Source organism: Streptomyces sp. MUM 203J, from assembly GCF_022414595.1.
Classification (GTDB): Bacteria; Actinomycetota; Actinomycetes; order Streptomycetales; family Streptomycetaceae; genus Streptomyces.
Genome location: NZ_JADWYO010000020.1, coordinates 80,770 through 89,360, shown reverse-complemented (window position 1 = coordinate 89,360; position 8,591 = coordinate 80,770). Strand labels below are relative to the sequence as shown.

6 protein-coding genes are annotated in these 8,591 nt (G+C 70.0%); 4 read left to right on the top strand and 2 right to left on the bottom strand.

The features are described from left to right. The 4 genes from I3F58_RS13415 to mycP form a co-directional block, all read left to right on the top strand. Positions 1 to 936: (2Fe-2S)-binding protein (locus I3F58_RS13415; protein ID WP_240108588.1), on the top strand; the 936-nt coding region annotated here is incomplete at its 5' end. Beyond that, a complete protein-coding gene (locus I3F58_RS13410) occupies positions 933 to 3,254 on the top strand; it encodes a xanthine dehydrogenase family protein molybdopterin-binding subunit (protein WP_240108587.1) in 2,322 nt (773 codons plus the stop codon). The genes I3F58_RS13415 and I3F58_RS13410, both read left to right, overlap by 4 nt. Before the next feature lie 116 nt (positions 3,255 to 3,370). After that, the gene (locus tag I3F58_RS13405; protein WP_240108586.1) at positions 3,371 to 3,859 is read left to right on the top strand and encodes a hypothetical protein; all 489 of its coding nucleotides are present in this window, start codon (positions 3,371 to 3,373) and stop codon (positions 3,857 to 3,859) included. Between the two features lie 1,559 nt (positions 3,860 to 5,418). Beyond that, positions 5,419 to 6,786 carry a type VII secretion-associated serine protease mycosin gene (mycP, locus tag I3F58_RS13400; RefSeq protein ID WP_240108585.1) on the top strand — a complete coding sequence of 456 codons (1,368 nt, stop codon included), beginning with the start codon at positions 5,419 to 5,421 and terminating at the stop codon, positions 6,784 to 6,786. Positions 6,787 to 6,825: 39 nt separating this feature from the next. Here mycP and I3F58_RS13395 read toward each other — a convergent pair whose 3' ends face one another. Both I3F58_RS13395 and I3F58_RS13390 read right to left on the bottom strand, forming a co-directional pair. Next, positions 6,826 to 7,398, bottom strand: a complete 573-nt coding sequence (locus I3F58_RS13395; RefSeq protein WP_240108584.1) for a hypothetical protein — start codon at positions 7,396 to 7,398, stop codon at positions 6,826 to 6,828. A gap of 227 nt (positions 7,399 to 7,625) precedes the next feature. Further along, positions 7,626 to 8,591 (bottom strand): hypothetical protein, encoded by a 966-nt coding sequence (locus I3F58_RS13390; RefSeq protein ID WP_240108583.1) that lies wholly within the window; start codon positions 8,589 to 8,591, stop codon positions 7,626 to 7,628.

Below are 8,591 nucleotides of genomic sequence, written 5' to 3'. Positions count from 1 at the left end.
GACGGGGAGGCCCCGGCCGAGGGCCCCGGGCCCCTGCCGGAGAACCCGGCCGACGGGCCCGGCACGCCCGAGGAGCCCACGCCCGAACAGGCCGCCGCGCCCGCCATTCCGGCACAGGGCCGGCCCGAGGACCAGGGCGAGGCCCAGGAGGACGACCGGGCCCCGGCCCTGCCCGATGCGCCCGCTCCGCCCGCCGAGCCTCAGGCGGCCGCCGACGCCACCGGCACGGAGCCCGCCCCCGGCCCCGTATCGGATCCCGCCCCCGCACAGGAGGAACCGCAGCCGCAGGCCTCCGCCGACCCGTTCGCCGGCGAGGAGCACCCGCACGTCTCGTTCGTGCTGCGGGTCAACGGGGTGGACCGGCCGGTCACCGACGCCTGGGTCGGGGAGTCGCTGCTCTACGTGCTCCGCGAGCGGCTCGGCCTCGCGGGCGCGAAGGACGGCTGCTCACAGGGCGAGTGCGGCGCCTGCAACGTGCAGGTCGACGGCCGCCTCGTCGCCTCCTGCCTGGTGCCCGCGGCCACCGCCGCCGGAAGCGAGGTCCGCACCGTCGAGGGTCTGGCCGCGCACGGCGAGCCCTCCGACGTCCAGCGGGCGCTCGCCCGCTGCGGGGCCGTCCAGTGCGGCTTCTGCATCCCGGGCATGGCCATGACGATGCACGACCTGCTGGAGGGCAACCACGCCCCCACCGACGTGGAGGCCCGCCGCGCCCTGTCCGGCAACCTGTGCCGCTGCACCGGCTACCAGGGCGCCCTCCGCGCCGTACGGGAGGTCGTCGAGGAACGCAGAGCCGCCCAGGCCGAAGCCGCCGCTCAGGCCGCCCGTGCCGCAGCCGCGGGCGAGGACCCCGGCCGGCCCGGGCAGCAGGCCCAGCAGCCCTCCGAGGTCCGCATCCCGCACCAGGTCACCCACCCGCACGACGGAGGCACGGCGTGAGCAACGACGCGGCCACCGCCATCCCGGCGGTCGACATCCCCCAACCGCATCAGGAGCAGTCCGCGCCCACGCGGGGACTCGGCGCGTCGCTGCCGTCGGCCGACGCCCCCGCCAAGGCGGAGGGCACCTTCCCGTACGCCTCCGACCTCTGGGCGGAGGGCCTGCTCTGGGCGGCGATCCTGCGCTCCCCGCACGCCCACGCCCGGATCCGCTCGATCGACACCTCGGCCGCCGCCGCGATGCCGGGTGTACGGGCCGTGGTGACCCATGAGGACGTGCCGGGCGACAGTTCGTACGGCCGGAACATCGCGGACCGCCCGGTGTTCGCGGCCGACGTGGTCCGCCACCACGGCGAGGCGCTCGCCGCCGTCGCCGCCGACCACCCGGACACGGCCCGGCTCGCCGCCGCCGCGATCATCGTCGACTACGAGATCCTGGACCCGGTCACGGACCCGGAGCAGGCCTTCTCCGCCCCGCCCCTGCACCCGGACGGCAACCTGATCCGCCACATCCCGCTCCGCTACGGCGACCCCGAGGTCTCGGGCGAGGTGATCGTGGAGGGCCTCTACCGCATCGGCCGCCAGGACCCGGCCCCGATCGGCGCCGAGGCGGGCCTCGCCGTGCCGCGCCCGGACGGGGGCGTGGAGATCTACACCGCCTCCACCGACCCGCACACCGACCGCGACCTGGCCGCCGCCTGCTACGGGCTGCCACCCGAACAGGTGAAGATCGTCGTCACGGGTGTCCCGGGCGCGACCGGTGACCGCGAGGACCCCGGCTTCCAGATCCCGCTGGGCCTCCTGGCGCTGCGCACCGGCGCCCCCGTGAAGCTGACGGCGACCCGCGAGGAGTCCTTCCTGGGGCACGCCCACCGCCACCCCACCCTCCTCCGCTACCGCCACCACGCGGACGCGGAGGGCCGCCTGGTGAAGGTGGAGGCCCAGATCCTGCTGGACGCGGGGGCCTACGGGGATGCCTCGTCGGCCTCCCTGGCGGCGGCCGTCTCCTTCGCCTGTGGCCCGTACGTCGTCCCGCACGCCTTCATCGAGGGCTGGGCGGTCCGTACGAACAACCCGCCGTCCGGTCATGTACGGGGCGAGGGCGCCATGCAGGTGTGCGCGGCGTACGAGGGCCAGATGGACAAGCTGGCGGCCAAGCTGGGCCTGGACCCGGCGGAGCTGCGCATGCGGAACGTGCTGGCCACCGGCGATCTGCTGCCGACCGGTCAGACGGTGACCTGCCCGGCGCCGGTCGCCGAACTCCTGGAGGCGGTGCGCGACGCGCCGCTGCCGCAGCTGCCCCGGGACACCCCGGCCGACGACTGGCTGCTGCCGGGCGGGCCGGAGGGGGCGGGCGAGCCTGGCGCGGTCCGGCGGGGCGTCGGCTACGCGCTGGGCATGGTGCACATGCTGGGCCCCGAGGGCACGGACGAGGTGTCGACGGCCACCGTGCGTGTGCAGGACGGCGTCGCGACGGTGCTGTGCGCGGCGGTGGAGACCGGCCAGGGCTTCGCGACCCTCGCACGCCAGATCGTCCAGGAGGTCCTGGGCGTGGGCGAGGTCCACGTCGCCCCCGTCGACACGGACCAGCCCCCCGCGGGCGCTGCCACCCACAGCCGCCACACGTGGGTCTCGGGCGGCGCGGTGGAACGCGCGGCGAAGATGGTCCGCACCCAGCTCCTCCAGCCCCTGGCGCACAAGTTCGGCATGTCGACGGAGCTGTTGCAGATCACCGACGGCAAGATCACCTCCTATGACGGCGTCCTGTCCACCACGGTGGCGGAGGCACTGGAGGGCAAGGAACTCTGGGCCACGGCCCAGTGCCGCCCCCACCCCACGGAACCCCTGGACGACGCCGGCCAGGGCGACGCCTTCGTGGGACTCGCCTTCTGCGCGATCCGGGCGGTGGTGGACGTGGACATCGAACTGGGCAGCGTCCGCGTGGTGGAGCTGTCGGTGGCCCAGGACGTGGGCCGCATCCTCAACCCCGCGCAACTGGCGACCCGCATCGAAGCAGGTGTCACCCAGGGCGTGGGCGCGGCTCTCACGGAGAACCTCCGCACCCCCCGGGGCCTGGTCCGCCACCCCGACCTGACCGGCTACGCCCTCCCCACGGCCCTGGACGCCCCGGCGATCCACATCGTCAGACTGATCGAGGAACGTGACGTGGTGGCCCCCTTCGGCGCCAAGGCCGCGAGCGCGGTCCCGGTCGTCACGACCCCGGCGGCGGTGGCCTCCGCCGTCCGCGCCGCGACCGGCCGCCCCGCCAACCGCCTTCCGATCCGGCCCCAGTCGGCGGTGGTGACCCTGAACTCCTAGGGGCGTTCCTCTGCCACGCCGTGACCGGTCCGACCCGGACCGGACTCACAACCTGTCAGTTCAGGTCGCTAAAGTGGCAGATGGGTTCACGTTTCACGGGGGAGGTATCGAGTCCGATGGCAGTGGACGACGGTAACGGGCGGCCCTGGCGCGGGGGAATGCCGGGGCTGACGTACGACGCCGAGTCGATGGTGTCGTTCAAGAACCGGGTCGACAAGCTGCTGATCGAGCTGGGCGACTCGCCCGCCGCGCCCCAGAAGATGGGCGCGGACAAGATGAGCCGCACCCATTTCGGCGGCGGTGGCGGCGCGTGGGCCGAGGCGGCCGGCCTGTTCACGTCGTACGACACCGTGGTCAAGCAGCTCAAGCAGCTGTCACAGTTGATGGCCGACTGCCTGGAGGGCATGGGCATCGCGGTCGTGTCCGCCAAGAACGGCTACGACGGCACGGACGGCGACGTCCGCCAGCGGATGCTGGCCATCCAGCACAACACCCAGCGCCACTACGACGCGGACCGCGACCCGACGGCCGACGGTCAGACGCCGGCAGAGGGCGCGCCGAAGACCCCGCCGGGCGACGGCGCGGGTTCGGGCGGACTTCAGTAGACGACGGGGGAGACGGAGCAATGGGCAAGGGCGGCGGCAGGACGTCGTTCGAGAGCATGTCGCATGAGCAGATGCTGGCGTGGCTCGATCAGGCGAGCAGTTATCACGTGCAGGCTGCGGCGGCTCGTCTTTCGGCGGCGGCGGTGGAGATCCGGAGTATCGCCGGGCTGCTGAAGTCCCGTCCGGAGCGGGTGGAGTGGGAGGGTGAGGGTTTCGAGGCGTTCGTGGAGTGGGGGGCGAGTCTGGCGAGTTCGACGTTTCGGCTGGCGGATTACAGCGAGGGTGCGTCGAAGTGGCTGACGGAGGCGTCGGGTGCGATCTCCCGGGCGCAGGCGTCGATTCCGCGGTATGTGTCGAAGGAGGAGGCGCAGGCGAATCTGGACGCGGCGCGGGTTCATCGCAACGATCCGGATGCTGCGTTGGTGGGGGAGAAGGCGTCGGCGGCGCTGGCGCAGAGTGTGGAGAAGAACCGGCTGGACGCGGCGGATGTGATGCGGGGGCTGGCGGAGGCGTATGACCAGTCGTCGTCGGAGCTGAACAAGCTGGAGGTGCCGACGTTCCGGCCGCCGCCGGGGGAGTTCGTGCCTACGGCAGAGAAGAGGATTGACTCGGGTGGGGCTTATGCCGCTGGTGGCGGAGGTGCCGCTGGGGGGCATCAGTCGTATGCATCCTCCACGGGTGGAGGAGCAGCGTACGGAGTTGTGTCCGGAGCATCAGGGGGCTCGGGACCGGGCGTGGCGTTCGGAGCGGCAGGGCCAGTGATGTCCCCGGCTGGTGGAGTCCAGCCGCCTGGTCTGGCCGCAGGCGCTTCGCTGTCTCCGGCCGCCATGAGTATCGACAGCGTCGGCACGCTGCCGCCGACGCAGACTGTTCCGTCCGCCTCACCTACGCCTGGGCCGGCGCGTCCGGAGGGGCAGGCGCCTCCCCTCCCGATGGGCCCGGGGCTTCCGGTTTCCGGCGGGGGACAGGCGGTGCCTGCTCCGGCCAGGCCCGGCGAAATGGGGCGGATGCCAGGTGGGGCGCGTGGGCTGGTGTTGCCCCGGCAGCCGTCCGGCCCGATGGGGCCCGGAGCGGTGGGTGGTATGCCTCCAAGGGACAGCGGTGTTGTCGGTGGCCGACCTGTACAGAACGTTTCTGGGCGGCCCAGTGGGAGCATTCCTCGTGGGACCGTGATCGGCGGTGAGAGCGGTGGCGGGGTTGCCCGTCCGCCCATGGCTCCGGGCGCGGGTGGTGTCGGCGGCGGTACGGGAGCCGGTCGTGCTGGCGGTCCGGGCTCGGTCGGCAGGCGGCTGGCGAATGAAGCTGGCGGTGTGGTCGGGGGGCGCCCTGTGCAGACGGGCACCGCGGTCGGTCGTCCGTTCACGCAGGGCGGTTCAGGCTTGGTGCGGGGCGGGGCTCCGGGGACAACGGGCCGTCCGGCGCCGCGCCGTGAGAGCACCACGGGTGAGCGCCCGGAGTACCTCACTGAGGATGAGGAGACCTGGCAGCGCGACAACCGCCGGGTTGTGCCGCCCATCATCGACTGACACTGAACCCGACCTGAAGCAAAGAGGATGCTCATGCCTGCCAGCACCAGACGCCGGTCACGTGCCAGGGCCGTCGTGCCGCTGCTTCTGGCGATGGTGCTGGCAGGCGTCGCGGCCACTCCCGCTCATGCCAAGTCTGTGCGCTCGGACCAGTGGTACCTGGACGCGATGGGCGCGGACGAGATCTGGAAGATCAGCACCGGTGAGGGTGTGACCGTCGCGGTCATCGACGGAGGCATCGACGCCAACCACGGCGATCTTCAGGGCCGTGTTCTCAAGGGCCTGAATCTGGCCCCGGAGGAGCCAGGGGACGAGCAGACGGATGACGACGGCCACGGGACCGGAATGGCGGGGATCATCGCTGGCACTGGCAGAAGTCGCGGAGGTGACGGCTCCTTTGGACTTGCGCCGGACGCCAAGATCCTCCCGATTCGTGTCCATAGCTCAAAGAAGCAGCCCAACAAGGCTGTAGACGAGGAACGGTTCAACGAGGCAGTGCCCAAGGGCATTCGTCATGCCGTTGACTCAGGCGCCAAGGTGATCAACATTTCCATGGCGGTGGATGCGGGATCCCCGCAGCTCACGGATGCCGTCCGGTACGCGCTCGAGGGCGGCTCGCTGATCTTTGCGGGGACGGGCAACGACGGCGGGACGTGGCCGAAGTATCCCGCTTCGACGCCGGGAGTGGTCGCTGTCGGAGCGATCGGGAAGGACCTCAAGCGGGCGGAGTTCTCGCAGTACGGCCCGCAGGTCGATGTTGTGGCGCCAGGTGTCGACATCGTGCACGCGTGCACCAGCGAGACCGGCCTGTGCAAGACCAAGGGCACCAGTGACGCCACCGCCATCGCGTCTGCGACTGCCGCTCTGATCTGGTCGAAGCACCCGGAGTGGACCAACAACCAGGTGTTGCGGGTCATGATGAACACGATCAGTCCGCCGACCAGTGGGAACGTGCGTAACGACCACATCGGTTACGGCGCGGTGCGGCCGTTGCGGGCGCTGAGGACGCCCGGGGATCCGGGTGCGCCGGACGTCTATCCGCTCCATGACTTCCCTGTGGCCGCGTCCGCGTCCCCGACGCAGGAACCCACCCCGTCGGCAGTACCCGGCAGCGAGGGGACGGACGCTACGCCACCGGCAGCGGTGGAAGCACAGGCGAACAACGGGGGCGGCAACACTGCCCTGTGGATCGCGCTGGGAGTCGGTGCCGCCGCTCTGCTCGGTACCGCGATCGCCGTTCCGGTCACCCGGGCCCGGCGCCGTCGCGCCGCGGCTGCCGCTGCCGCTGCTCCACCGGCTCCGTACCTCCACCTGCCCCCGCACACCGGCTACGGACCGCCGAGCGCCCCCACCCAGCCGAACCCCTACGCCGGCCCATACGGACCCGACCAGCGGCACTGAGGGAACCGTGAGTGTGTCCTGGCAGGGATGCAGTCCTCCTCAGCCCCCGGTGACCTGCTTCCGGAAGTCTTCCATGGGCAGGGTCCTTTCCTGCGGCGGCAAGGTGATGGAGAACTTCTCCCCGAACGAGTCGTAGCTGGTCGTGCTCGTGCGTCCGTCCCGCCGGGCGTCCAGCCGGAGTACCTGCCCGGTGTCGTCGGCGTCGATGAAGTAGGTGTCGGAGGCTGTTCCCGCGGAGACCGTGAGCGCCTTGGCAGCCTTGTCGGCGACGCTCCCGTCCTTCTCGGGCTGAAGCTCCCCGCCGTCAGGAACCTTGAAGTAGATGTCGCAGCCCTGGCCGGTCTCGGTGGTCACGAACACATCGGAGAGCCGCTCGGGCACGGTGATCTCCTGCCCGCGTTCCTTCAGCATGGCGGCGAACAACGGGGCGCTGATGTACGACGTACCGTCCTTGCAGTACATCTCCCCGGACACGTCACTGCCGGTCGTCGTAGATCGCAGTCCCTGCTCCGGGTCCCACCAGGTCTCCTGCCGCGCCCCGGCGAAGGCGGTGGTGGTGCCCTCCGAGTGGAAGGTTGTTCCCCGCATCACCTTGTTCGCCCTCTGAGTCAACTCCGAAGCGGACTCGCCGGGTACACCTGGAGAAGCTGTCCCATCGGCTTCAGACGGATCGGTCCCCTTTCCGCACCCTGCCACAAGTAGGCAGACAAGTGCCGTACCAGCCAGCGCGAGAGTGCGTCGAGTGTGCAAGGTCGTCACAGTTTCTTTCCTCTGGTCTGATGAGTTGGCTTGTCCTGAGAGGCCTCTGCGAAGCACCGCGCGCCGCATGGTTGTCGACGTCATTCCTTCAGACCTCGCAGTACTTGGTGACGCCCTGAATCGGAGGCTTGGCCGCAGGAGGCAAGCAGCTTGCCAAGGTCCTGACTCTTCATGCCGCGCGCCTTACCCCAAGTGGCAACCATGTCGACGGCCTGCTGTTCAAGGTATGAGCGACGCTCCTCTTTCTGGACAGCCCTCAACCCGTGCTTCCAGCTCTCAACGAGGTGCTTAGCGGGCGCGTCCTTGAAGGCTGGAGGTGTCACTGAGTCTTTGAGCAACTCATCCGAAACCGCATTCAGCCAGTCGTCGGCCTCACTTCTTTCACGCTCCTGCAGGACATGAGAAGCGATCGCATCAAGAGCGCCGATGCTGGGTGAGAAAACCTGCGGGGTGCCCGCGGCCGTAGGGCCGGCGTCTCGGGGAATTCTGCTGAGCTGTTCTGCCACGTACTCAGAGTCTGCCATTCGGAGTCGTGCGTATGCTTCAGGATCCTCTGAGGCCGCGCGCATCACCCGAGCGAGATAGTCGCTGGGGATTGACAGGCGGTAGCCATCGTCCTCCTGCCAGACGGGAGCAGAGGGCAGTATGTGGCGCGCATATTCAACCTCGGTGCCTCGGAGTATTGCGTTTGTGTCGACCACGTAGCCAGCCAGTGCCGTAGCCACCGGGCGTCCGAGATCGGGGCTCATCGAGAAGCTCTTGCGCTGTTCGATCTCATCACTTATCGCCAGCAACACATTCTTCATCGCTTGCGCCTGCTCCTGGGAGTGATGCTCTCGCCCATCTCCCAGAGTGGCTTTCTCGATGGCTGCTCCAAGTTCGGAGCAGTTCATGTCAGGCTTGTATCCGTCCCCCAAGGCGTCGCTGATGCGCCCATCTTCGGATATGTGCGCGCACGAGTCTTCGGGGCTTGTTCCGGCTATGAATTTCCACGAGGTGAATCCGGTAATGACCGCCAAGGCGAGAATGGCTACCGAAATGGCCAT